The organism is Myxococcus llanfairpwllgwyngyllgogerychwyrndrobwllllantysiliogogogochensis (assembly GCF_006636215.1).
Classification (GTDB): domain Bacteria; phylum Myxococcota; class Myxococcia; order Myxococcales; family Myxococcaceae; genus Myxococcus; species Myxococcus llanfairpwllgwyngyllgogerychwyrndrobwllllantysiliogogogochensis.
The window spans coordinates 1-397 of sequence record NZ_VIFM01000954.1 but is presented as its reverse complement, the minus strand read 5'-3'; the positions used below and the strand labels follow the sequence as shown (position 1 = coordinate 397).

General features: G+C 48.6%; 1 protein-coding gene. It reads left to right on the top strand.

The window, feature by feature from the left end:
* On the top strand, positions 1-258 hold a 258-nt coding region (locus FJV41_RS56435; RefSeq protein WP_141649692.1), incomplete at its 5' end, for a tRNA-guanine transglycosylase.
* Positions 259-397: the final 139 nt, after the last annotated feature.

Here is a 397-nt window from a genome sequence, read left to right as displayed (position 1 = left end):
CACAAAAGCGATACCGCGCCGCTGGACGCCGAGTGTGATTGCTATACATGTCGCAATTATTCACGCGCTTACTTGCATCACCTCGACCGTTGCAACGAAATATTGGGCGCGCGTCTCAATACCATTCATAACCTGCGCTACTATCAGCGTTTAATGGCTGGTTTACGCAAGGCTATCGAAGAGGGTAAATTAGAGAGCTTCGTGACCGATTTTTACCAACGTCAGGGGCGCACCGTGCCTCCTTTGAACGTTGATTAATTTTAATAATGAGGGAATTTCAATGAGCTTTTTTATTTCTGATGCGGTAGCGGCAACGGGTGCACCGGCGCAGGGCAGCCCGATGTCTCTGATTCTGATGCTGGTGGTGTTCGGTCTGATTTTTTACTTCATGATCCTG